This is a genomic window from Nonomuraea marmarensis (assembly GCF_043197025.1).
Classification (GTDB): Bacteria; Actinomycetota; Actinomycetes; order Streptosporangiales; family Streptosporangiaceae; genus Nonomuraea; species Nonomuraea marmarensis.
Genome location: NZ_JBICRM010000065.1, coordinates 1 through 23,201 on the forward strand (window position 1 = coordinate 1; position 23,201 = coordinate 23,201).

Annotated in this window: 24 protein-coding genes; 10 read left to right on the plus strand and 14 right to left on the minus strand. The window is 64.7% G+C overall.

Going from position 1 to position 23,201, the window contains the following annotated elements:
* Positions 1-557: 557 nt before the first annotated feature.
* Complete coding sequence (locus ACFLIM_RS48450) at positions 558-2,300, plus strand: IS1634 family transposase (RefSeq protein ID WP_393177385.1); 1,743 nt, start codon at positions 558-560, stop codon at positions 2,298-2,300.
* Between the two features lie 19 nt (positions 2,301-2,319).
* Here the strand turns inward: ACFLIM_RS48450 and ACFLIM_RS48455 are convergent, their stop codons facing one another.
* Genes ACFLIM_RS48455 through ACFLIM_RS48475 form a run of 5 tightly spaced genes read right to left on the minus strand, consistent with a single transcriptional unit; the run spans position 2,320 to position 7,662 of the window.
* Positions 2,320-2,613: a hypothetical protein gene (locus tag ACFLIM_RS48455; protein WP_393177387.1), complete on the minus strand. Its 294-nt coding sequence runs from the start codon at positions 2,611-2,613 to the stop codon at positions 2,320-2,322.
* Between the two features lie 27 nt (positions 2,614-2,640).
* Entirely contained in the window at positions 2,641-3,687 is a 1,047-nt protein-coding gene (locus ACFLIM_RS48460) for a hypothetical protein (RefSeq protein WP_393177389.1), read from the minus strand.
* An 18-nt stretch (positions 3,688-3,705) separates the two neighbouring features.
* Positions 3,706-5,625 (minus strand): hypothetical protein, encoded by a 1,920-nt coding sequence (locus tag ACFLIM_RS50405; protein WP_449291502.1) that lies wholly within the window; start codon positions 5,623-5,625, stop codon positions 3,706-3,708.
* Entirely contained in the window at positions 5,622-6,350 is a 729-nt protein-coding gene (locus tag ACFLIM_RS48470; RefSeq protein WP_393177391.1) for a toll/interleukin-1 receptor domain-containing protein, read from the minus strand. Before ACFLIM_RS48470 ends, ACFLIM_RS50405 begins: the two co-directional genes overlap by 4 nt.
* Before the next feature lie 22 nt (positions 6,351-6,372).
* Positions 6,373-7,662: a helix-turn-helix domain-containing protein gene (locus ACFLIM_RS48475; protein WP_393177393.1), complete on the minus strand. Its 1,290-nt coding sequence runs from the start codon at positions 7,660-7,662 to the stop codon at positions 6,373-6,375.
* Positions 7,663-8,487: 825 nt separating this feature from the next.
* Here ACFLIM_RS48475 and ACFLIM_RS48480 point away from each other — a divergent pair.
* The gene (locus ACFLIM_RS48480; protein ID WP_393177395.1) at positions 8,488-8,925 is read left to right on the plus strand and encodes an HIT family protein; all 438 of its coding nucleotides are present in this window, start codon (positions 8,488-8,490) and stop codon (positions 8,923-8,925) included.
* On the opposite strand, the gene ACFLIM_RS48485 is transcribed toward ACFLIM_RS48480, so the two are convergent.
* From ACFLIM_RS48485 to ACFLIM_RS48500, 4 genes are all read right to left on the minus strand, one after another.
* Positions 8,922-9,392 carry a hypothetical protein gene (locus ACFLIM_RS48485; RefSeq protein WP_393177397.1) on the minus strand — a complete coding sequence of 157 codons (471 nt, stop codon included), beginning with the start codon at positions 9,390-9,392 and terminating at the stop codon, positions 8,922-8,924. The genes ACFLIM_RS48480 and ACFLIM_RS48485 overlap by 4 nt on opposite strands.
* Before the next feature lie 90 nt (positions 9,393-9,482).
* The gene (locus ACFLIM_RS48490; protein WP_393177399.1) at positions 9,483-9,974 is read right to left on the minus strand and encodes a TIR domain-containing protein; all 492 of its coding nucleotides are present in this window, start codon (positions 9,972-9,974) and stop codon (positions 9,483-9,485) included.
* Between the two features lie 414 nt (positions 9,975-10,388).
* Positions 10,389-11,921, minus strand: coding sequence for an ISKra4 family transposase (locus ACFLIM_RS48495; protein ID WP_393177425.1), 1,533 nt, complete (start codon positions 11,919-11,921; stop codon positions 10,389-10,391).
* Positions 11,922-12,880: 959 nt separating this feature from the next.
* Entirely contained in the window at positions 12,881-13,018 is a 138-nt protein-coding gene (locus ACFLIM_RS48500) for a hypothetical protein (protein WP_393177401.1), read from the minus strand.
* A 337-nt stretch (positions 13,019-13,355) separates the two neighbouring features.
* On the opposite strand from ACFLIM_RS48500, the gene ACFLIM_RS48505 reads away from it, so the two are divergent.
* Positions 13,356-14,684, plus strand: a complete 1,329-nt coding sequence (locus ACFLIM_RS48505; protein ID WP_393177427.1) for an IS256 family transposase — start codon at positions 13,356-13,358, stop codon at positions 14,682-14,684.
* A gap of 62 nt (positions 14,685-14,746) precedes the next feature.
* Here the strand turns inward: ACFLIM_RS48505 and ACFLIM_RS48510 are convergent, their stop codons facing one another.
* Both ACFLIM_RS48510 and ACFLIM_RS48515 read right to left on the minus strand, forming a co-directional pair.
* The gene (locus ACFLIM_RS48510) at positions 14,747-15,124 is read right to left on the minus strand and encodes a DUF2255 family protein (protein ID WP_393177403.1); all 378 of its coding nucleotides are present in this window, start codon (positions 15,122-15,124) and stop codon (positions 14,747-14,749) included.
* Positions 15,121-15,999: a helix-turn-helix domain-containing protein gene (locus ACFLIM_RS48515; protein WP_393177405.1), complete on the minus strand. Its 879-nt coding sequence runs from the start codon at positions 15,997-15,999 to the stop codon at positions 15,121-15,123. The genes ACFLIM_RS48510 and ACFLIM_RS48515 overlap by 4 nt, the downstream gene beginning before the upstream one ends.
* Positions 16,000-16,178: 179 nt before the next feature.
* Here ACFLIM_RS48515 and ACFLIM_RS48520 point away from each other — a divergent pair, with 179 nt between their 5' ends.
* The 5 genes from ACFLIM_RS48520 (at position 16,179) to ACFLIM_RS48540 (ending at position 19,973) form a co-directional block, all read left to right on the plus strand.
* On the plus strand, positions 16,179-17,105 hold the full coding sequence (locus ACFLIM_RS48520; protein WP_393177407.1) for an alpha/beta hydrolase: 927 nt from the start codon (positions 16,179-16,181) through the stop codon (positions 17,103-17,105).
* Between the two features lie 415 nt (positions 17,106-17,520).
* The gene (locus ACFLIM_RS48525) at positions 17,521-18,516 is read left to right on the plus strand and encodes a replication initiator (protein WP_393177409.1); all 996 of its coding nucleotides are present in this window, start codon (positions 17,521-17,523) and stop codon (positions 18,514-18,516) included.
* On the plus strand, positions 18,506-18,688 hold the full coding sequence (locus ACFLIM_RS48530; protein WP_393177411.1) for a helix-turn-helix domain-containing protein: 183 nt from the start codon (positions 18,506-18,508) through the stop codon (positions 18,686-18,688). Before ACFLIM_RS48525 ends, ACFLIM_RS48530 begins: the two co-directional genes overlap by 11 nt.
* Complete coding sequence (locus ACFLIM_RS48535; protein ID WP_393177413.1) at positions 18,688-19,104, plus strand: tyrosine-type recombinase/integrase; 417 nt, start codon at positions 18,688-18,690, stop codon at positions 19,102-19,104. The genes ACFLIM_RS48530 and ACFLIM_RS48535 overlap by 1 nt, the downstream gene beginning before the upstream one ends.
* A gap of 506 nt (positions 19,105-19,610) precedes the next feature.
* A complete protein-coding gene (locus ACFLIM_RS48540) occupies positions 19,611-19,973 on the plus strand; it encodes a tyrosine-type recombinase/integrase (protein WP_393177429.1) in 363 nt (120 codons plus the stop codon).
* A gap of 121 nt (positions 19,974-20,094) precedes the next feature.
* Here ACFLIM_RS48540 and ACFLIM_RS48545 read toward each other — a convergent pair whose 3' ends face one another.
* The 3 genes from ACFLIM_RS48545 to ACFLIM_RS48555 form a co-directional block, all read right to left on the minus strand.
* A complete protein-coding gene (locus tag ACFLIM_RS48545) occupies positions 20,095-20,280 on the minus strand; it encodes a cold-shock protein (RefSeq protein ID WP_393177431.1) in 186 nt (61 codons plus the stop codon).
* Positions 20,281-20,584: 304 nt separating this feature from the next.
* The gene (locus ACFLIM_RS48550; RefSeq protein ID WP_393177415.1) at positions 20,585-20,839 is read right to left on the minus strand and encodes a DUF6313 family protein; all 255 of its coding nucleotides are present in this window, start codon (positions 20,837-20,839) and stop codon (positions 20,585-20,587) included.
* The gene (locus ACFLIM_RS48555; protein ID WP_393177417.1) at positions 20,836-21,252 is read right to left on the minus strand and encodes a DUF6313 family protein; all 417 of its coding nucleotides are present in this window, start codon (positions 21,250-21,252) and stop codon (positions 20,836-20,838) included. The genes ACFLIM_RS48550 and ACFLIM_RS48555 overlap by 4 nt, the downstream gene beginning before the upstream one ends.
* A gap of 505 nt (positions 21,253-21,757) precedes the next feature.
* Between ACFLIM_RS48555 and ACFLIM_RS48560 the strand changes: the two genes are divergently transcribed.
* Positions 21,758-22,516, plus strand: a complete 759-nt coding sequence (locus ACFLIM_RS48560) for a hypothetical protein (RefSeq protein WP_393177419.1) — start codon at positions 21,758-21,760, stop codon at positions 22,514-22,516.
* Between the two features lie 24 nt (positions 22,517-22,540).
* Positions 22,541-23,146, plus strand: a complete 606-nt coding sequence (locus ACFLIM_RS48565; RefSeq protein WP_393177421.1) for a hypothetical protein — start codon at positions 22,541-22,543, stop codon at positions 23,144-23,146.
* Positions 23,147-23,201 lie beyond the last annotated feature (55 nt).

Here is a 23,201-nt window from a genome sequence, read left to right on the forward strand (position 1 = left end):
CGTACTTAACGACTTCGGCCCGCAATTCGGGAGAGTAATGCCTCGGCCTCTTCGCCACTACCTTGCCTTCCGGGTGTCACGTAAACCCTACTTGGGTCCGTGTCCGGAAAGATCGGGGCACCCCACTTCTCTTCTCCACCATGGGTGATGGTCTCGTCTGGCGCCGATCCAGCTTCGGGCGCTGAGAAGGCGACTGTGGAGATGCGGCCTGTTTGGATAACCGGACCGAACTGCTTTCCCCCGCTGACGACATTGCGCACGGTGTCCTTGGGACAAGCTTCGGACCGCGCGCCGGCTGCCCGGATCAGGTGCCGCAGTTCCTCCACCACAGATGGGTCGCTTTGCAACAAGAGGCGGAGCCGGTTATGCCACTCGGCTTCAATGTCGGCCTCCCTCGGACCCGCGTTCCGCAGCTAATTCATGATCCAAGACATGTTCGGGTCTGAACCCGCAGGTCAGCGCGGTCTGGCCTGGTGGAAACGACGGAAAGTCCTAGTGACACGACTCCGCCGATAACCCCGCCACGATCTGCAAGTGTGCCGCTATGGTCTGGTGACATGTTCGTCAGGACAGCAACCCGGAAGAACAAAAACGGCACCACGGTGCGATACCTCCAACTCGCCCACAACGAATGGGACCCCGTCGCCAAGACCGCCAAGATGAAGGTCCTGCACAACTTCGGCCGCGAAGACCAGATCGACCGCGCCGCCGTCGAACGCCTGGTCGGCTCGCTATGCCGACTGCTGGATCCGGGCCGGGCCGCCGCCCTCACCTCGGGCGCGGAACTGACCTTCATCGGCTCAGCCGCCTACGGCGGCCCCTACCTGCTCGACCAGCTGTGGCGGCAGCTGAAGATCGACACGATCCTGACGCGCATCCTCGCCTCCACCCGCCGCAGCCCGTTCACCGAACGGGTGCTGTTCGCCCTGGTCGCCAACCGCGCCCTGGACGCCTCCTCCAAACTGGCCGCCTCGCACTGGATCGGCCGCAACGCCCACATCGACGGCCTGCCCACCTGCAGCGACGACGCCTGCTACCGGGCGATGGACTGGCTGCACCAGGTCCAAGACTCGGTCGAACGCAAGGTGTTCGACCAGGTCGCCACCCTGCTCAACCTCGAAGTCGACCTGCTGTTCTTCGACACCACCTCCACCTACTTCGAGATCGACGAACCCGACGAGCCGATCGCCCGCGACCAGCGCGGCGTTCCCCTGCCCGACCCCGAAAACGGCGACGGCGACGGCGACGGCGACGGCGACGGCGACGGCGACGAGCCGGTGATGAAGGGCTTCCGCGCCCGCGGCAAGTCCAAAGATCACCGCGACGACCTGCCGCAGATCGTCATTGGCATGGCCGTCACCCGCGACGGCATCCCGGTCCGCATCTGGTCCTGGCCCGGCAACACCACCGACACCGCCCTGATCCGCCAGGTCAAGAACGACATGCGGGACTGGACCCTGTCCAAGATCGTGTGGGTCGGTGATCGCGGCTTCACCTCCGCCGACAACCGCCGCTACCTACGCCAAGGCGACCATCACTACATCATCGGCGAACGGCTGCGCTCGGGCTCGGCCGAGGCCAAGGCCGCCCTGTCCCGCCAAGGCCGCTACCAGGACGTGGCCAACAACCTGAAGGTCAAAGAGGTCCGGATCGGCGAGGCCGACCGGTTCGTGATCTGCTTCAACCCCGACGGGGCCGAACGCGACGCCGCCATCCGCGAACGCCTCCTCGCGCAACTCCAGGAGCTGATCGCCGACACCGACGCGCTCAGCGCCACCCAACGCGCCGAACTCCGCGGCGTCCTCTCCACCAAGCCCGGCCTGAACCGCTACCTGCGCACCACCCCGAACGGGCTGCTGCGCATCGACGCGGCGAAGGTCAAGGCCGAGGCGAACCTGGACAGCAAGTACCTGCTGCGCTGCTCCGACCCCAAGCTGTCGGCCGAGGACATCGCGGTTGGCTACAAGCAATTGCTGGAGGTCGAGCGGGGCTGGCGCGACATGAAGCAGGTCATCGACCTGCGCCCGGTCTATCACCGACTGGAGGAACGCATCCGCGCGCACGTCATCTTGTGCTGGCTGGCGCTGCTGCTGATCCGCATCATCGAGACCACCACCGGCTCCACCTGGAACCGCATCCGCGACGACTTCGACCTGCTCACGGTGGCCACCTTCACCGGCCCAACGGGCACCTTCCGTCAGCGCGCCGAGTTGACCAAGCCCCAGCGCGACATCCTGACCAAACTCGACATCCCGACCCCGAAGAAGATCGTCGAAGCCATCCCCACCGCAAACGGCTGACCAGGCACAACACTCACGCCTAGTGACACGCCGCATCAGCGTGCCCGCAGGCGTTTCCGCAGCTCAGGCCGCATATCTGTGTGCTTTTCTCGCTACACATCTGCGGAACGTGGGTCGGAGCATCGCCTGTCTCGCGCGCCGCCACGAGCTCGGCCCGCGCGGTGTCGAGCGTCTTCGCTATCTCGTCTTCAGCGCCGCTACGGGCGAAGAATCGGGCGAGCTTGTCCTTCGTGTGCGCCCACGAATCGGAAATCATCAGTCCCACCAGTGTCGTCGCCGCCGAGCCGGCCAATGCCATGAGCTCTGCCTCCACGATCTGCCTCCAGGATTCGTACGAGCCTCACGAGCTCAGGTCATCGGTCATGGGGTCGGACATCGGTGGCGGGGAAGCGTCGAACCGACGCAGCAATTCGGCGGCCACCTCTTGCCGTCCGTGTTGCATGACATGCTCAGCCACCTGTGCCGTGAAGAGAGAGCGCTGCGGATCATCCTCATTGAAATCCATCGACCGTAAGAACGCCTCGAAGCAGTCGGCCGGCGTCGTTCCGGTGCGGAATCCTGATGAGAACGCGGAATCGAAAGATGGCTGTGACAGAAGCGGCTCCTCCGTCAAGGTATGGAAGCGCTCGGGGATCTCTTTGTTGTTCGCGGCCGCAGACAGTTGCGCCAGAAGACCGATGTCCTGCACCGTCTTCTCCACGTGATCGTCGTTCCTGGTGAGCCACCAGACGACGGCGCTGCCGGTGTTCTTCAAGACGTCCTCGCCGAGATATTCGCGTTTGCTCTGCTCGTACTTCCTCTCGTGCTCCCACAGCGCCTTGTCCTTGCGCACGGCGGCGAGCTTGTCCAGGCGCTCCTGGTCATGCTCGGGAAGGACGAGCACGATTGACTCGGCCATGGCCTGGAGATGCCCAGCGGCATCCAGTTGCATCCTGCCGAGCGCACCGCTCAACTCGTGCTGGACGAGCGAGGCTCTGCCCGGTGGCCGGTGCTGAGTGATTCTCTTGGCGCGCTCCAGAATGGCCTCGATCGCGAGGGCCGCCGGATTGACAATCGACTCGTCCATCACGGCCCTGGTGGACGCCCAGAACACGGTCGCGGAGAACAGGAAGTCGTAATCGTCCACGCTGCTCGGCAGCGCCACCCGGTCGACCCGCTGTTCACGTCGCTGGACCGGTGCCACGGGGATGTATGGAGGCGGCGGCTCCGGAGGGGCGGTGCGGGATCGATCGCGGAACGCTCGCGAGCCCAGCACCGCCGCAGCGACGAGAATGGCCAGGACGAGCATGGCCCACACCGGCCAGGGAGCGAAGTAGACCACGCCCACCAGCAGGGCCCCGCCGACAATGAGGAAGAAGAGATTCACCGTGTTACGGCCGTGTCCCATGGTTGTCTCCCTAACGAATCAGGCGCCTTGCAGGGCGGCATTGATCTTCTGCCTGACGAGATCAGCGAAAAGGAGCCGCCGTTCCTCCGGAACGCCGGGCAGATCACGGGCGAGGGTGTACATGCGCGCGAGTACGTTCATGCGCTGCGCGCCCCCGGCGATGAGCACTTGGAGATATCGCTCATGTACGAGGGCCGTACGCAGCCATTCCTGTGCCCGCGCGGTCCACACCTCCGGCGGGCGCCGGGCGAACACGACACTCCATCCCGAGGTCAGCCCTCCTCGTAGTGCGGATTCGGCGATGACGGCACGGGTGCGTACCTCCATTCGCACCAGTGCATCCGGGTCCACGTAATCCAGGAAGAGGTCGATATCGGTTTCCCATAGCCGTTCTTTCACGAGATCCCTCGCCAGGCGCTCCAGCATGAGGCGATGGAGTCGAGCCTCCCCCAGCGCCAGATCCGTCAGCGCGTCCCGGGCGTGCGTCGCCCCGCGTTCGCGCCGGGCCAGGTGATGGAGGCGCACCACGGCCTTCTCCGGATGGAGCACGGCCATGACTTCGTGACAGATCTGAGTGAGCACCAGTCTGAGCCCGTAGGAGGGGCTGTTCTCCGTTGACCAGTCGTAGATCTGCTTGCGGAAGAACTGGCCGTGTTCGTCCTGCAGTCCCCTTTTCAATGCTTGGGCCGCTGCCCGTAGCCGGGGATGGGTGGGTTTCGCCGCCCATTCGGGGATCAGGGCCGCCAGTCCTTGCCGATACCGCTCGTGCAGGCACTGCTCGGTAAAGCGCTGTACCAGGCGGTCACGCTCGTCGACGTCCAGGTCCGCGATGTCGACCGTCCGTAACACCCACTGCCCGAGCACATCGCGCAGCTCCGGCATGTTCTTCCAGAAATGGGCGCGGATCGCCGAGGCGTATCCGAGCTGCTCAAACCACACCCTGCCGGACGTGTCGACTTTCGCGCCGATCTCGTCCAGGCGGTGGCGGAGATCTGCCCGCTCCAAGAGCGAACCCTCGTCGTCCGGGTGCTCCGCGGCTCGCAAGAGCAGCACGGCCGCCTGATGGACGCTGTCGGCATGCGCACCATGTAGCATCGCTGTGGCGAGTAGCAATGCACGTTGCGGTCCCCGATTCAGCGTGGTGACCTTCTTGGCCACCTCGCCGTCCACCGTCGTAAGTACCTTGTACGCCACCGCGCACCAGACGCCGAAATCCGTGCCGCTCATCTTTGCCCGAGCGTCGAGGATTAGCGCGACGTAGTGGGCGAGGGCCCGCATCGTCGGCTGGACGTCGAGATAGTCGGTCAGGGCTTTGGGCCTGGAGCCGGTTTCGCTTGTCGGCACGCCCGCCGCGCGCAGGTAGCGCTGCACCACCTCCATGGCCACCGGACGTTCGATCTCCACCCGGTACCGACCGAACTCGGCCGGAAGGCTCCTGGCGCCGTGGGCTGGCAGCACCACCACTAGGTGTGCCGCGTGGTCGAGCACGGTCTTGCGCAACGGCGTCAGCTCGCCGCGCACCTCGGCCCAGGTCTTCTCGTCCTCGTCAGAGAGGTCCAGCAGCCGTAAGTCGCCATCGCCGATGCTGCCGAGGTCGAAAAGACCGTCACGGTCATCCTCCAGCAGCAACTCATGGATGGTCTCCGTATGCGAGCAGCGCTCGTGCAGCAGCATCTTCGCAGCGGCGTTCCTGCCACTACCCGGCGGCCCGTCCAGCAGGACCGTTCTGTGGTGGTCCAGAATCGTTCGAGCCCGGTCGAAGCCCACCGGATGGACGAAGTGCTGGCGGAGCCACACGAGCTGGTCATCGGCCAGGGACCGGTGGGATCTGCCCTTCGAATCTGTCAAGGAACCGTAATAGTAGTTGTACTGGTCACCCGGGCCGGTGTGGACAGACCCCTCTGTCCCCGACACCTCCGAACGGAACTGGTCGCTCACCGGTCGCCGTCCTCCCGCTCTCGACGGTCACCGAAGCGGTGCCTGATTGCACCCTTGTTGTCGCCGGCTATGTACGTCGCCCCATCGCCCGAGAAGGTGTGGGAGTTGATATCGCCTTTTCCCGTGTGGACCGGACCACGGTTGTCCTTGACGACGGTGCCCACGTCGCCGGTGATGTCGCGGCTCTGCACCCCTGTGCCGCCGCTGACCTCGTCTATGGAGTTCGCCACGGAGCCGGATTCGGGCGACTGGGTGGCACGCCGATCGGACGCTTTGAGGGCAGGCACCAGTTCAGTAAGCAGATCACCAATGCGCTCGAGCTGCGACCGCGCGTCGCTCGCGTCCAGCGGCAGCGACTGCAGGTCGGCAAGTCGGCACAGCTCGGGCGGCAGAGCCGCCGCTTTCAACCGCTCGGTCCGGCGGCCGTCGAGAACCGGGATGACGTGGATCCCGCAGGCGAAGGCCTCCGCGAGCTCCCTACGCACCCAGTCGTTCTCGTCGTGCAGGCGGGGAGAGCTGGACCAGTCGGGTCCGATGACGGCGATGACGGCGGTGCTGTGCCGAACGGCGTCGAGCAGTTTCGCCGGGTAGTGCTCACCCGGCTTGATGCTGCTGGAGGCGCGGAATATCTTCCCTTCGCCGAAGCGCTCACGAAGGTTCGTCTCAATGGTGGTGGCACTCTTGTCGCCGTCTCCAGTGCGATAACTGATGAACACATCGTGCATTGGAACGTTCCTTCTTGTGGATTTACGCCGCAACGGTCTGCAGTGCTGCGGTGAGTTCGGGGGTCAGCTCGCGAGCCGCCGGGTTCCGCGGATGGCGGGCCAGGATCCGCGCCAGCTTGCGCAGATCAGCGGCGATGGTGGCCGATCGGACCGTCATGGCACTGTCCAGCAGCAGGCTGGTCAGGCCACAGGCGTGCTCGACTTCGCCGGCCGAGGCGTGCGCGAGCGCACGACGTACGCCGTAGCGGACCTGGGTGCGCAACGCCCCCGAGGGCACCTGCGCCATCTGCTGGTCCAGCGTGTCGGCGGCTTCGCGCGGCCTCCCCAGGTCGTACAGACACCATCCGCTGATCATCGCGACCGGGTCGTACAGGTTCGTGGTGCCGATGACGGGCACGTCCTGCTCCGGAGCGGGGTGCGCGAGCAGCGTACGGGCCCGGTCAAGGCTCCTCATGCACGCGTCGTAATCTCCCGCCATCGCGTGCCCCTGGGCTTCCCGCTGGAATGCCAGCCCCCGGATGCGTGACGGCAACCTGCCCTCCTGCGCTCGCCGAGCCAGCTCGACGGTCTGTTCGGCATCCTCGCGATACAGCGTGACGAGGGCACGGCGGACCAGCGCGTATGCGGCAAGGTCATGATCGCCGCCCGCAGCCGCCAGATCGACCGCACGCTGTGTCCACCACAGCGCGCCCGGCTCATTCCCGCTCTCCTGTACCAACCAACCGACGTACTCCGCGTAGCGTGAGCCGAGTTTGAGAAACTCCTGACGCGTCCGCCCCCCGGCACCCGTAGCGAACTCGCGCAACATGTGAGTCTGCGCGATGAGCGCAGGCAAGACGAGGCCCGGATCGGTCACTTGGCCAAGCTTTCGATACTGGTCGAAGAGGCTCCTGGACATTCCGAGCAGCGTGCTGTCGTTGGCGCGAATCGACGTGCCAGGCATGCCGATGCTCATCCCCGTCATGGATACGGCGCCTGCGGCCATCACCTGCCGCCGGCTCATCGGCTCGAACCAGCTTTGCCCATCCGCGGATAGTCGCATCGACCACACCTCCTTCTCATCGGCGTGCAACTCCAATGGCTCCACATCGGCAGCCCGTCCCGGTGCTAGAGCGGCGAGAGCACCTGAAGCGTCGAGCGCCGCATCACAAAGCCGGGCGAGGTCCTGGCTCGGCGCTTTCAAGCCTCGTTCGACCTTGCTCAGCTGGCCCTTGCTGTAATGAACCAGCCTGGCCAGATCGGTAAGACTGAGGTCCGCGGCCAGACGCCGCCTGCGGAGCTCTCCTCCGAAGGAAATCGGCTGCCGAACCATGGGACCTCCGTCGCTGTCCACCTGATCAGCCGTGGGTGCCATGTGCAACACTGCGGCATCATCATCGGCTGGACAAGACCAGTGCTGGCGTTTCCCGTTTCCAACTTCCTAGAAAATAGGAGACGGTGGGTGATGTCGAGCATGCCCCGTTCTTAAGCCGGACTTTGTCGACATACAGGCATAGAAAACGGTCCAGCAGGAGTTCGACTGTCGCATGCTCGCAAGTAGCGTGATCGTCGGTGAGTACTCAGTGACGCTTCGAGGTCTTGGGCCTTGAGGTGGCGTGAAGACGGCTATCACGTGATCATTCGGAGTTTGTGAAGACATCTGAAGATCCGGTGATGGCCGAGGCCGACAGCGTCGACTCTGACAGCTGGATGGTCACCTTAACGACCTGATGCACCGGATCGCCAGCCGCTTCGGACGCGTCGAACCACGACGCACGGCGGCCGCGCACGTGCGCGGCCGAGAGGACTCGAACCCCTAGCCTTCTGATCCGTAGGGCGAGGCGGACAGCTTGTGGATCACTCTCACGTTGCTCTGGACAGCAGGCATAGGTGGCCGCCGTTCGGTTGAGTGAGTCGGCGTTGCTGTACTGGCTGCTGTACAGCAAACATCAGGCTTCGTCCAAGTGCTGCCGACTGGTTGGGGTGAGTCCTTGGAGTGCTGCACGCAAGTTTGCGTAGGTTTCGGGTAGAGGGCAGGTGTCGAGTCATTTATTGCGACTTGGCCTGGAACTCGAGAGGACGATCAGCACGTCCGCCATTTGGCGTATATAACTTAGGATTGGCGGCAAGTGCGTGGCAGCATGGATAGGGGGTAGAAATGCACAAAGCTTCGTGTGACTTTTGCACGATAGTGTCCAACCCTGAAGCAGAGATCGTCTATGAAGACACCTACACGGTCGGCTTTTTTCCTCTGTATCCAGCAGTCACGGGGCATACGCTACTGATCCCAAAGTCGCACATGCCTGACCTCTTCAGCCTTGATGAGCCGACCGTCGAGGCGCTTGCACGCTCAACCCTTAAGGTTGCCGCTGCACTGAAGGAAGCTCTCGCACCTGAGGGAATGAATGTGATCAGTTCTTCTGGTCGTGCAGCCTCACAAACCGTCTTCCATTTCCATACCCACCTTGTGCCTCGGTGGGCCAACGACAGAATCGGAGACATCTGGCCCCCCAAGCGCGAGTTCGACGCAATAATGGCCAAAAACCTGGCCATGCTCATTCGCAATGTGATTGCGGTAAGAGAGATGCACACCTAGGCCACGAGGCTACCAATCAATAGAGATATTCCTAGTCCGAATATGATTAAGTAGAACGGCCAAAGCGTGCGCGAGAATGCGACCTTGATGGTCGCTCTACCCTTGAAATACGGGCTGATATCCATCGAGAATGGCTCTGTTTGTATTTCTGCTCTGCGTACGTCGTTATAGAGGCACCTGAATAGCCTCTCTTGGCGCAGGAAATATGCATCTAAGTACCAGAACAGAAGGACAGGAGCTAGAGCCGTTGCTGCGACTCTCCAGTCTAGATGCGTGGCTACGTACGCATAGAAGGCGGAGGAGGCAGTTATAGTCCACCCCTTGATTACGAAGGAGTTTGCCGAGAAGCGAGTTACGATATTCTGGATCAGTTCCAGGTGCTTGATTCTCTCGCTGCTTAATGACTCGTCCCGAGCGGGCGGCTCGATGGCCCCAAGTCCGCGGAATCCAAGTATGCGCTTGAGCATACGGAGATCTTAGCTGATCCGCCGAAAACTACAAGACTGCAAGACCAGCGGGAGTGGCCTTGCAGCGCGTCGAGCGATAGCGGCCTTAGCTTAGTACCGGGCCCGAATTGCGATAGCTTCCTCGACCCAGGCGGCGATGTTCGAGGTTATGTGGCCGTACACATAAGTGCTTGTCGTAAATGGCGGATCGTAAGCCTTGACAATAGACGATAGCTTTACGCCGTCTACGTTGAAATCATCAAAAGGATTGTGTCCCTTATATGACTGATGGCTATTTCGGTCCAGAAGATTATGAATGTGCACGCCTACGAGACCTTTGCGATCTTCCCAAGCCTTCCTGATCTCGTAATTGATCCATTTTCTACCGGCTGTTTTGGCTCCGATCAGAACTACCGCGCATGACTTACCGAAGAATTGATTATCAATCCACTTCTGGATCGCCGCATCGCCACCATCTGTAACCTCCTCCCAATCATTGTCGGAGATAGGCTGGTTGCCCTCTAGTACTCCAGCTTGGCGAATCTGAGCTGCTCGCCAGTTATCTGGAACATAGTGAAAGCTGTAGAAAACCTTTCGCGCCATTCGATTTCCTCTCCTTAGTAATTTGGCGCACCTCTCGATTGTCGGGAGAGTCTAATGGACCGTTCCCAAGATCACAATGCAATTGCACTATAATGATGGAAATGACCCAAATGCGATGTTCGGGGCATTTGTGTGTTTGCGGCCATCGCGGCACTATCCACAACCCACCTGATCACCTCGTAGCCGTCGACTCACCGCGTAGCGGCAGTGGGCCGGGGACGGAGTGTCAAGCTCGGCTTCGCGTGTACGTTCGCCGGTCGCCGTTCCTCGATCATGCGTTGTCCCGCGGTCAGAGCCGGGCTTGATACGGAGGAGTCGGTCTGCTGGGCTTGCCTGAGTCGATGGTGTGCGAGGTGATCAGCCCCCAGCCACCCATCTACGTTGGGAGTAGTTCCTCCTGAGGGAGCGAATTGATCAGGCCGTGAGGCCGTACTCGGCTTGGTCGTGGGTGTGGTGAACGCGGTGGTGTTCGCGTGCGAGGTGGAACCGCCAATATTCCGGAAAGCTGTCGTTGGCGACCACGGTGCGCAGCTTCAGGACGGCCTCGGCTCCGGCCAGGCCCCAGCGGGCGCCGCCGATGTCGAGTCTGTCGGCCACGATGTGGTGAACTGCGCCTTCGATCACGCCGGTGGCTATCGGCCAGCCGGCCTTCAGGGCCTGGTCGTAACGCAGGAACGCGGCGCGGCCGCTCAGGTAACGGATCGCTGCGTCGATCTGTTCGCGGCAGCGGGTGGGCAGCGCAGTCGCCTGGGCGTCGAGGGCGGCGATGACCTGGTCGGTGTGTCCGGCCAGCAGGGCCAGGGCGTGGGTGGCGACCCAGTCCTCGGCCGCGCTGTCGCCGGGGTGGTGCAGGTCCCAGGCCCCGGCCCAGATCTTCTCGATGACGTGGATGAAGTCGATGACGATGTGGATGGTCACCTTGCGGCGGGTGGCCTCAGCGCGGATCAGGTCGAGTTGATGCCGGGCGCCGTCGACCAGCACGACCCAGGTGCGCGCGTGGGTGGGGTCGCGAGCCTCGGCCTGGTTGAATACCTGCGCGATGACCTCGTCGGGTTCGCGGGTGACCGATCCGCACAACCATTTGCGTTGGGCAACCGGGCCGGGGCGCGGCGGTCGGTCGCCGTGCCGTCCGCCGGGAACGGCGATCACGTCGTGTGGGCGGCGCGGCGCGGGGACCGCGTCGTAGACCGCCCCCAGGGTCGCCATTCTCTTGCGCGCGGGTTTCTCCCCGGAGGCCAGCCGGGTCCGGAAGGTGCGCGTGGCCCGGGCGGCCGCCTTGGCGGTGGCCGGTCGCAACGCCTCGGGCCGCATGACCACGCCTTTCTGATCGCAACTGACGATCACAAGCTCGTCAGCGGTGCGTGGGATCGGTGTCTGGGCGGCGTCGAAGGCGTCGATATCGGCCGCCGCCCGCCGCACCAATTCCAGCAGCTGGCGTTTGCCGACCACGTTCCCGCACCGCGTGGTGATCGCGTCCCGGGCGCCATCGAACGAGCCACGTACCGCCTCCAGGCAGGCCAGGCGCGCCAGCCCGTGCGAGTGCCTCCCGGCCGGGAGCGACAGCTGCTGGTCGGCCGGATACAGGTTCGCCGCCTGTGAGGCGCGCCAGGCGCAGCGGGTGACGGTCACCGTCCCGAACACCGTGGCCAGCAGCCGGTGGTGCCCGTTCTCCAAGCGGCGGCGTTCGGTTCCGTCTGCGCCGGTCAACCCGGCGCCGGTACCGCGAAGGCGCTGGGCACGGGCCCGCTCACGGTCGGCGCGAAGATCCAGGTGCGCCTGCAACAGCAGCCGAAGCAGCTCACGCCCCTGCTCGGCCAGCATGTCCTCCAGACGATCGTGCGGCAGGTCCATCGTCTGCGGGCCGGCGAGCTGTCCAAGGAGACAGTTGAAGGTGTTCCTCGCGGCCGCAAACGCGTCAGCTCCGGCCCCGGCGACGTAGCTTTCCATCGCGGGCTCTTCTTCCCGGCGCGGTTGGTTGTCAGGTTTGGTCGCCTTCGAACCTGCACCGGGGAAGAGCCCGCCCGCAATCACCCCGCCGGTGAGGAGGCAATGCCGTCCTGTCCATCGCTCGACCCGGTCGCTGGCCCGGCGGCCAGCGCACGGGCCGCCGAGGCTGCCAGCGTGAACAGTCCCGGCTCGTTCTGGGTCGCCCACCCGCGCTCGACCAGCCGCTTGAGCTTGGACCGTAGCCCTTCTCGCTTGGCCGCCGAGTCCTCCAGCCCCATCGCCACCGCGATCTGCCCCCGCCCGCATCGGCGCGGCCGCATCCGCCAGGATCTCCACCGCGTCGCGATACGCCTCCGGCAACACCGACGCCGTCATGCCCGGCCGCCACGGCGGCACCGTCAGTACCCCGATCGGCGACGCCGCCCCCTCAGCGGCCCGGACCATCTCAACGGAAACGGCCTCATCCGCGGGTCCGGCATTAACCTGGGCGACCTCGCCCACGATCTCCTCCACCGTTTCCCGGGTGATGACCAGCCGGGACAGCCGATCCTCCTCGTCCTCCAGCAGTTCGTTCAACTCGGTGATCTGTTCCCGGATCTCCTCGATCCGCTGCCGGACCACGGCCTCCCGCCGCGCCAGCTCATCAAACAGTGAGCCCATCGTGGTCGCCTCCACATCGAACGGTAGAAGACGACCCCACCCACGACCAGACCTCAAACTCCCAGGTCAACCAATCCCTGGAAGAGAACCGGAGAACCGCACCCATCGGGTCATGGCTCGATGGTTCCATGCCGCAGAGTGGGTGGAACGACGGCTCACGCACCGTGCCGTTCACCGAAGCCTCTGCTCGTGAGGTCGTGGTCAGGCTTGTTCGCCCAAACACGTTCCGGAGCTGTCCGGGGGCCGCACCCACCAGGAAATCCGGGGCCGGTGAGACGGTCACGGCTCTACGGGCCAATTCACTCCAGGTCATCCCGCGTCCAGGGGAGTGCGGCACTGCCATCAGGTTCCCGCCCGAACCGGAACCACTCCCGATGATCACTGATTTTGAGGAATTCCTTGAAGTGCCCGAGCGCCGGAAACCGCTCGGCCAGCATGGCGATCTGGTTGTGGGCCCCGGGCCTCCCGCAGACTGTCCAGCAGCCTGGCGAGGCCGTATGAGTCGTCGATGGCGACCGGGAAGCCGAGTAACCGCAGGTCAGAGAATTTTCCGCGATTGGGGGGTATCACTCTAAGTGTGGAAACGATCACTGTGGGTAGATGAGTCTAGGTAGATCATCTAACGCTTCGGGGGGAGCGTCAACCATGTCGAACACACGAGGAACATCGGCTCTGACCACCAGCTTCGCGCAGAATCATGAGCAGGCGGGAGGCCTGGCACGGGCTGCTCATCATGGCGGGGAAAAATCCCCCCGTCCTGAAGGGGAGGTGCCGTTGCGGGAACTGCTCGGCGATCAGGTGCTGGATCTGCTGCTGGAGCGCTCGCGTGACGGGGCGGGCGGGCTGCGGCTGACGGGTGAGGGCTCGATGCTCGGCCAGCTGGTCAAGGCGGTGCTGGAACGGGCGTTGGAGGCCGAACTGTCGGCCCACCTGGGCTATGGCAAACACGACCCGGCCGGGCACGGCTCGGGCAACTCCCGCAACGGCAAGATCGGCAAGACGGTGCAGACCGGCGTCGGCCCGGTCCGGCTGGCCGTCCCCCGGGATCGGGAGGGCAGCTTCGAGCCGGTGCTGGTGCCCAAGCGGGCCGGCCGCGTCTCCGGCGGCCTGGACGACATGATCATCAGCTTGTACGCGCACGGCATGAGCGTGCGCGACATCCAGCACCACCTGCGCCAGATCTACGACACCGAACTCAGTCATGAGGCCATCTCCAACATCACCGACGCGGTCCTGCAAGAGGCCCGCGCCTGGCAGAACCGGCCGCTGGATCCGATCTACCCGGTGGTGTTCCTGGACGCCATCGTGGTCAAAGTCCGCGACAACAACACCGTGCAGGCCAAACCCGCCTACCTCGCGATCGGCATCGACACCGACGGGGAAAAGCACGTGCTGGGCATCTGGCTGGCCAAGACTCCGCTCGACGTGGCGACCGCCGGCGAAGGCGCCCGCTTCTGGGCCTCGGTCATGACCGACCTGAAAAACCGCGGGGTACGCGACATCCTCATCGCCTGCTGCGACGGCCTGAACGGCTTCGAAGACGCCGTACACGCGGCGTTCCCGCACACCACCGTGCAAACCTGCGTCGTTCACCTGATCCGCAACGCGCTACGGCCCGTCGCCCGCCGCGACGCCGCCGCGGTGGCCGCCGAACTGAAGAAGATCTACACCGCGGCCAACGCCGAAGCCGCCTTCGACGCCCTGGCCGCCTTCGCCGACGGCCCATGGGGCCGCAAGTATCCCCAGGCCGCCCGCGTCTTCGAAAACGCCTGGGACCGCTTCACGCCGTTCTTCGCCTTCACCGCGCCGGTCCGCAAGCTGCTCTACACCACCAACGGCATCGAAAGCCTGAACTACCAGCTCCGCAAGGTCATCAAGACCCGCGGGCACTTCCCCGGCGACGACGCTGTGATCAAACTGCTGTGGCTGGCCATCATCAACATCGAAGACAAACGCGCCCGCAAACGCGCCGCGCACAAGGAGAAAACCGGCAAGACCAAGACCTCGCCCAGCGCCGCCCGCCTCATCGAAGGCCAGCGCACCATGGGATGGCGCGAAGCACTCAACGAACTCGACACCGCCTACCCAGGACGGATCAGGTAAAGAGGGTTCTCCATCACCCAGAAAGGATCTTTACACACTTCAGGTGACAAGCTCCGCGATTGCTACTGGGACCCCGACTGGGTCGGAGAGATGTGGATGGTCGCGGAGCGCGCGGTCGGGGTGGTGGTGATTGAGCCGCGACCGCCGTATTTGGTGTGGTAGGCGGTGTCGATCGCGTCGGCCGGTTCGTAGCCGATGGCGGTGCGCAAGAGTACGTCGCGGGTGAGGGCGCCGAGATGGACGTGTCCGTGTCCGTGGTGCTTGGCCGCCTGGTACCAGTGGGACCGAGCTCCTTGGTAGGCGCGGACGTACAGTTGCCCGTTCACGAGGACCATGCCGACCTCCACGCTGGGCTGGTCGCGGTCTCCGGCGGTGAGGGTGAGGGTGAGGGAGCCGGAGCTGGTGAGGATCTGCTGTTCTGCGGATGTCCAGGTGGTCACGGAGTGCGGCTTTGCCTCTGTGGCGTGGTGGTCCATGAGGTGAGGATGCGCAGGGCGTCGTGTGAGGGGGTGCCGGGTTCGGCGGTGAGGATCACGAGGCGCTGCCCGGAGCCGTCGGGGCTGTTCCAGGTGTCGCAGTCCAAAGACACGTCGCCGACCAGTGTGTGGTGGTAGTGCTTGGTGCCGCGGCCGGCGCTGGTGACGCGGTGCTCAGCCCACCAGGTGCGGAAGTCGGGGTCCTGGACGGACAGCTCGCCGACCAGTTGGGCGAGGCCGGGGTCGTCGGGGTCGGCTGCGGCGTCCATGCGCAGGGCGGCGACGGCGTCGCGGGCGTCGTGCTCCCAGTGCCGGTGCATACCCCGGATGAGCGGGTCGGTGAACAGCAGGCGCACGTAGTTGCGGTGGTCCGGGAGGAGTTGCGCGAAGTCGGTGTAGAGGGCGGCGGCTCCGGGATTCCAGGCCAGGATGTCCAGCCGTTTGCCCAGGATGAAGGCGGGCGTGGCGGTGAGCTGGTCGAGCAGGCGCCGCATCGCGGGCCGCGGGCGCTCGGCGGGCCGCCGCCGGCGCGGTCGGGCGTCGGTCCGGCCGGCGAGCTCGTACAGGTACTTCTGCTGGTCGTCGTCGAGGCGCAGCGCCCGGGTCAGGGTGGCGAGCACGGTCGCGGAGGCCCGGACCCTGCCCTGCTCCAGCCGCGTGTAGTAGTCCACACTGATCGCCGCGAGCTGGGCGACCTCCTGACGGCGCAGTCCTGCGACCCGGCGGAGGGAGCCGGTGTCCGGCAGGCCGACGTCCCGGGGCTCCAACTGGGCGCGGCAGGCTTTGAGGAAAGCCCCGACCTCGCCGGGGCCGGGGTCGGGGCCGGATGTGGGAGTCATGGCTCCATTCTCCCGCGACCAGCGGAAAGAGTGAGGGGGCAGGTTCTTTCCCAGCCAAGAACCTGACTCTTATGCGGGCCCCGGGACCGCGGTGATGGTGGAGATGTGCCCGGCACCACGCCGGGCCCGGGGCTCGCCGTACTGGCACGGTCCCGCAGACCACGAAACGGAGAACCCTCATGGCGAGGATCGACGTCACCTACGACAGCGCCGGCATCCAGATCGTCGGCCACCTCTACCTCCCCGACGATGCGGCACCTGGGCCGCGTCCGGCGATCGTGGTGGGCCACCAGGGCGGTGCGGTCAAGGAGCAGGCATCAGGTCTGTACGCGCGGCGACTGGCCGACAAGGGCCTGGTCGCGCTCGCCTACGACGCGGCATACCAGGGCGAGAGCGGTGGCGACCCCCGCGGCTTGGAAGATCCCGCGCAACGGGTCGAGGATTTCAAGGCCGCCGTCTCCTTCCTCACCACGCGTGACGAGGTCGACCACGACCGGATTGGCATTCTGGGCATCTGCGCCTCGGGTGGTTACTCGCTCCCGGCCACGGCCACCGACCATCGTGTGAAGGCCCTGGCCACGGTGTGCGCGGTCGACATCTCCCGGCACTTCCGGCTCGGTGCCGACGGAACGCAGGACCCGGCGGCGTTCGACGCTCTGCTGGACACCGCCGCTCAGGCCCGCACCGCCGCGGCGCACGGCGAGAAGACGCCAGGGCTCCAGGTCATCCCCGACACGCTGGAGCAGGCTCGCGCGATCGGGGGCGAGTACGGCGCCGAGGAGTTCGAATACTACCGTACGCCCCGGGCCGAGCACCCGCGCTCTGCCCGATTCTTCGACTGGAGCAGCGTCGACAAGATCGCGATGTTCGACGCGTTCGCCCCGATCCCGTTGATCGGGCAGCGGCCACTGATGATGATCGCCGGAACCCGCGCCATCACCACGTGGATGACCATCGACGCCTTCCAGCGCGCCCCCGGCCCCAAGGAGTTCGTGTGGATCGAGGACGCCAGCCACAACGACCTCTACGACAAGCCCCAGTACGTAGGCCCCGCAGTCGAGAAGCTGGCCGAGTTCTTCACCAAGAACCTGGGAGATGCCGCCTGAGGATTGAGGATCTCGGCCGCCCGGACACGGCCTGAGCGACAGATCACCGGGGCCAGTCGTCGGGGCTCAGCAGGCTGGTCACCTCGGCGATCGCCTCCGGCGAGGGTGGAAGTAGCGGCGCACAGTCTCGACCTTCTTGTGCCGGGACTTGGCCATCGGCATCAGCAGGCTCACGCTACCCTCGCCCAGATGCGTCAGTGCAGAATGCCGCAGCTCGTGCGGGTCCCAGCCGGTGCCCGGACCACCGAGCGCGGTGTGGGCGTCCAGGAGAGCGGGCCGCGTTCTCCCGCCGCTCCAACTCCTCCAGCAACGAGCTCATCGCCACCACTGTCTCGCGCGTCTGCTCACACGGTAGACAACGACCACCCGTCAAAACAGCCCAGACCTTATCCGCCCAGCTCAGCCGCTCCCTCAGATGGATCTGCACCCATGTGAGAAGAACGGCAAGGTCCAGCCCTGCCACGCCCGCCGCAACGCCCAGACCTGCCCGCACGGCCGCGTCATGTCCTGCACCGAACGGCACAGCAAAGACGACCCGCGCCTCGGCGAACCGCTGTGCCCTGACTGCTACGACTACACCGGCTCCGTCCTGTTCAACGCCCTCGCTCCGCTGCTGTGGAAACGCTTCGCCGACTCCGTACGCCGCCACCTGGCCAAACTCGGTGGCCTGTTCCTCAAGGATCTTCGCCACCACCTCACCCTCTCCTTCGCCAAGGTCGCCGAATACCAGCGCCGCGGCGTCGTCCACTTCCACGCTGTCATCCGCCTCGACGGCCCCGGCGGCCCCGAAGCACCACCGCCGCCCTGGGCCACCACCGACACCCTGACCCACGCCATCCAGCACGCCGCCAAGGCCGTCTCCGCCAAAGCCCCCGCCCACGCCGACCAGCCCGAACGGGTCCTGCGGTGGGGCAACCAACTCGACATCCGCCCGATCACCCTGGACGGCGACCTCACCGACCAGGCCGTGGCCGGCTACATCGCCAAGTACGCCACCAAAGCCGCCGAATGCGTCGGCACCCTCGACCGCCGCATCAATCCCCTCGAGGACTTGGAGCAGTACAACCTGCGTGACCACGCTCGCCGTCTCATCACCACCTGCCTGCACCTCGGCGCCGAACCCGGTCTGGCCGAACTCCGCCTCGCCGACTGGGCCCACATGCTCGGCTTCCGCGGCCACTTCTCCACCCGCTCCCGCCACTACTCCACCACCCTTGGCGACATCCGAGCGGATCGCCAACAGCACGTACGCGACAACGAGATCACCACCGGCCGCCTCCCGCTCTTCGACGAGGACACCGTCCTGGTGATCAGCGAATGGACCTACGCGGGCAAGGGCTACAGCCTCGGCGACCAACTCCTCGCCGCCGCCATCACCGGGACCTCCCTCGGAAGCGCCTATGATCTCTGAGCTACTCACGGTCCCGCAGGCCATGGCGGCGCTGCAGGTCAGCCGCTGGACCGTCTACAACCTCATCCGCTCCGGCGAACTCGGCTCCATCGTCGTCGGGGCCCGCTGCCGCCGGATCCCCGCAACCGCGCCGGACCACTACATCACCCGACTCTGCGAGGAGGCCGCCTGATGCCCGCCAAGACCGCGCTCGCCTCCCCGGAGGAGCCCAAGCGCCCGCGTAACGGCCGCCGTACCCGGGCCAACAACGAAGGCTCGATCTTCCCGTACAAGAACGGCTGGGCAGGCTACGTCTGGGTCACCACGCCGGAAGGCAAGAAGACCCGCAAGTGGGCGTACGGCAAGACCCGCGAGGAGACCCACGAGAAGTGGCTCAAGCTGCACGAGCTGGCCCGCAAGGGTCCCGTGGTGACCAAGTCGCCGAAGCTCTCGGACTACTTGACGTACTGGCTCACGAACGTCGTGGAACCCAACCTCGCGCCCAAGACGGTGGCGAATTACGAGATGTTCTCCCGGCTCTACATCACGCCAGCACTCGGCTCCAAGCGGCTCGACAAGCTGACGTTCGAGACGTCCAAGCCTGGCTGAACAAGCTGCGCCGCTCATGCCTCTGCTGCTACCAGGGCAAGGATGCCGCTCGGCCCGAGAGTCACAGCAACCCGAAGCGGCGTCGGCACTGCTGCGCCGTCGGCAAGTGCTGCCAGTCGCTGCCCCGTGGACCGTTCACGACGCCTACATGACGCTTCGGGCCGCGCTGAGCAACGCCGTGCGGGAGGAGACGCTGACCCGTAACGTCGCCGTCAACGTCAAGATGTCGGTTCCTCGAAAGCGCAAGGTCAAGCCCTGGTCCGTTGAAGAAGCACGGGCCTTCCTGGAGTCGGCACGCAAGAACGAGGACCCTATGTACCCGGCCTACGTCCTGGTGCTCGTCCTCGGGTTGCGCCTGGGCGAAACGCTTGGGCTGCGCTGGGAAGACGTCGATCTCGACCAGGCCGAGATGACGATCGGCTGGCAACTCCAGCGCTGTCGGTGGAAAGCTGCTACACCGCCAGACGAAGACGGACGCGTCCGACGCCACGCTGCCGTTTCCGGAGATCGTCACGACGGCTCTCCGTGCCCGTCAACAAGCGCGCAACACAGCCCGGGAAGCGGCTGGAGACGGCTGGCAGAACGCTGGGCTCGTCTTCACCACCGCCACTGGCCGGCCGATCGAACCGTCCAACTTCCGGCGCAGCTTCGCGAATGCATGCGCCAAGGCCGGAGTGCGCAAAGTCCACGTCCACGCGACTTGCAAGACCTGCGCATCCTTGCTCGTCGCCCTCGACGTCCACCCGCGGGTCGCCATGCAGATCCTTCGCCACTCGCAGATTTCCGTAACCATGAACGTCTACAGCGAAGTCTCGTCCGCAGAAACACGCCAAGCACTCAAGAAGCTCGGTGATCAGTTGGAGTCGTAGTAGCGTCCAGCGGTGGCGAAGGTCACCAAGGCCATTCCCTCGATCACGGGGGAATGGCCTTCTACCTTCGCTGATGTTCGTGATCGTCGTCGTTGGTTGTCACGCAGAGGTTGCAGGTTTGCTATAGCGTACGAACGCTCTCTGCTTGCGGCCCCTTCTGCCCTTGCGTTATCACAAACTCGACACGTTGACCTTGCTCAAGGCTTCTGTTCCCGTCCATCAGGATGGCCGAGTAGTGGACGAAAACGTCCTTGCCACCGTCAACAGCGATGAACCCGTATCCCTTATCCGCGTTGAACCACTTCACAGTCCCCGTCGATGCACCAGAGGACGTATGAACCTGGCCTGCCCGTAGCCGCTGCCGATCTGCAGCCTCTCCTGAGCGCGTGGGTAGCCACTCAAGGAGCGCACCTGCAATCCGGTCTGCGTCCGCTTCGGCTATCGGACGTCTTTCTGACAACTCCACGATGAAGTTCGCAAGGTTTTCAGCACTACCTGAGGGAACCTCTGGACAGGCGTCAGCGATCAGGCCCTCCAAGACCTTCGCCATGCTCACACGCTCTGCCATGATTCCAACCTAACTCGCCACAGTGCCGACAAAAAATTCCTAGTTAGCCACACCATGGGCAGCGACCCACTTTCGCAAGACCCCACAGGAAGCCTTGAGCAACCGTTTCGGCCTTGCGGACGGCTTCTCTTCGACTGAGCTTCTCCATCTCCACGGACCTGTGTAGGAGCTCCCGCACGGTACGCTCCCAGTGATCTTCTGCGATCGACCATCTACCGCCGTGTGGATTTCCAGCAAAGAGTTCTGCGAATTTCTTCCCGCCTTCGCCCTCCTGGTGGAGGTCCATGAGCGACCTCATGATCTGCCTCCACGCCCAGCAGACCTGTTAGCACGTGCGCGCTTTCGCAGATCTTGAAGCACGTCGGCTTCGGACTCAGTCCGTCGAGCGTCGATCTGCCTGGTGACGAGGTAGCCGACCAGTCCACCCACGAAGGCCGGAACGATGAGCCAGCCAACCAGTGAGACTGCCCAGCTCACCGGCGCGTAGCCAACTTCCGCCGGAGACTTGATACCGATCAGCACTTCGTAAGCCACCGACCAGCCAATCAGGCATCCGTCCAGTGCGAACAGTATTGCAACGGCCAGGAGAACCCACACTGCTCTTGTCACTAGCCAGTACCGAGGTCGGTTTAAGCCTGCAAGCGACCGCAGCCGACGACGCCCCCTCGCAACGAGGGACCCCTTGGATGGAGGCGGAACGGCGGCAGCCATGGCCAGAAGATATCGGATACATTCTCACCTGGGCAGTACTTCTGCTATGCCAACGTTCAGGGGCAATGGGAGCCCTCTCCGTCTCAGGTCGGCCGTCTGTCTCGCATCCCGGCAAGGAGAGAGGACGTTGCTGAGGTCAGGTCAACGGGAGGCTCTGCTGTACCAAGGTGCGGCTCTCGTTGATGGGAACGGGCCAGTAAGATCATCCGCTCCTAACCCTTCGGTGGAAGGCGGAGCCGTAGCTGTACTTCGCAGCTGTACAAGATTGAAAAGGCCACTTCCCGATCACAGGAAGTGGCCTTCGAAGTGCAGTGGAGCCTAGGAGATTCGAACTCCTGACTTCCTGCTTGCAAACGGGAGTGGTCAACCAACACGCGCCTTCAGTGTAACGACTCGGCAGGATAACGCGATCCACGTGGTGGCACGGTGCGTGCATGAATCACCAACACCAGCAGCACACGGCTCTCTTCACTAAAGTCTGGGAAAGTCTGGTAAAGTCTGGAATATGCAGGAACCGCCGCAGCCGCTGGACATCGATGAGCTGCTACGTCAGCTGGCCGCGTTGACCAAGATGCCCGCCCTTGACCAGCAGGCCGCTGAGCGGGTGGGCACAGCACTCGACGCGGCCGCTCAGTCCGTCCGCCAAGCCACGACCGGCGCGGCGAGCTCTGCCGCGACACCGGCGCGCCAGCAGGCGGTGGACGCATTGAGCGAGTTGGGGGTACCGGCGAATCCCGCGCTGATCGCCGAGTTCTGCCGCGCATACTTCGGCTCCGAACTTGCGCCGCGGGCATTGGCCAGTATTCGTCGGGACGAGCTGCGCGCCTATCGGGCGAAAAGCAGCACCCGGTCGATGTGGGTGGTTCCAGCCCTCACCACCCAGCTCATGCCGGCGCGCGGTTATCTGGCGTTGTCGTCCTGGCCCGCGTGGTTGCGGATCCACGGCACCCGGTCCGCGCGGGTCGACGTGCTCCGAGTGCTACTAGTGCTGCTCGACAGGCTGGCCGGGTTGCGGGCGGCCAGCACCGAAGTGTTGCGGTCGAGTCGCGAACAGCAACGGGCCCGGATTTCCGATCTGGTAGTCAAGCTGGGCATTGGGGTGCCTGGCCTGGACCACCGCATCGATCCGGCGACCGCCCGCGAGGCCATTCAGGACGAACTGGACCAACTCGCGCCCAAGGACCGCGCGGAACGGGACGCTGCCGCCGCCGTTCTGTCCACTTTGGACGAGGAGCAGCGGCTTTTCGGACGAACCGATCAGTAGGTAGCGACATGGGAAGGCTTCTTGATGTTCAGGATCGATCCGGTGTTGTCGGAGGCTGCGGCCGCGGTGTCCGGTCGCGAGGGCACCGTGCTGCTGGTCGCGGACGGACCTGACCGACCCGATCTGCTGCTCATCGATCGCATGGCCGGGCTGTACGCCATCGACCTCGACCCGAACGGGACGTCGCCGGATGACCGGCAGCCCTGGGTCTCGATCAACCGGAAACGCGCCGAGTTACGCGAGTCGCTCACCGGTCTCGGCCCACCCGAGGTCGGCGCGGCGGTGGTACTCGGCGCTGCGGCAGGACGGCTACTCGACCCGAACCAGCCGCATGCCAGGCGGATCGTGTTGTCCCGCCAGGACCTCACCGATCCGGCCTGGCCGGATCACCTGCCTCGGTGGCCGATCCCGGACGCCGAGTTCACCGCCATCGTCGACCGCCTCGCGCCGTCTGTGGTGTTCAGCAAGTCCGGGCGCACCGGCGCCACCGACCCGGGGGCGGCGGACCGGGCCGCAGCCCGGTTCCAACTGGACACCTCGCAGGCCGTGACCGCGCTGGTGAGGAGCCCGGCGTTTTCCGGACACGTCCCAAATGAACTATATGGTCGACTCTATCACGCAACCGACTGATTATCGAACCATTCGTCGAGGACTTCGAGCGGCGGTCGATAACCGAGCCCTGAAT